The 339-nt window shown below is 61.9% G+C and carries 1 protein-coding gene; it reads right to left on the minus strand.

Annotation, left to right across the window (positions count from 1 at the left end; all coding sequences use genetic code 11):
- A partial coding sequence (locus tag E7681_RS19035) for a hypothetical protein (protein WP_136340772.1) occupies positions 1-253 on the minus strand: 253 nt, incomplete at its 3' end.
- Positions 254-339: the final 86 nt, after the last annotated feature.

Consider the following 339-nt stretch of genomic DNA (forward strand, 5'->3'; position numbering starts at 1 on the left):
CAGCCTGTGCGGTGCAGGTGAAGGTTTCTAGCCCCTCGACACTTTGCACACCGTCCCAGAGAGGCGCGCAGATAGCTGTTTCCACATCCTCGGCGGCCGCCCCTCTGTAGGGTACGACAATCTCGGCCTCCACTGCGCGGAAATCGGGGAAGGTTTCACGCAAGAGCCCGGGCGCGGCAAAGCTACCTGCAGCCAGGAAAAGAAGAAGTAGCAGGTTGCCCGCCGTCGGATGGCCCGTGAACCAACGTATCATGGCTGGACCTCGATCGGCGTCAGCGCCATGCCGGGAATAGCAGGAGCGATGTCGTCGATGACGACGATTTCGCCCGGCTCGATTCC

Source organism: Thalassobius vesicularis (genome assembly GCF_004799325.1).
Taxonomy (GTDB): Bacteria; Pseudomonadota; Alphaproteobacteria; order Rhodobacterales; family Rhodobacteraceae; genus Thalassobius; species Thalassobius vesicularis.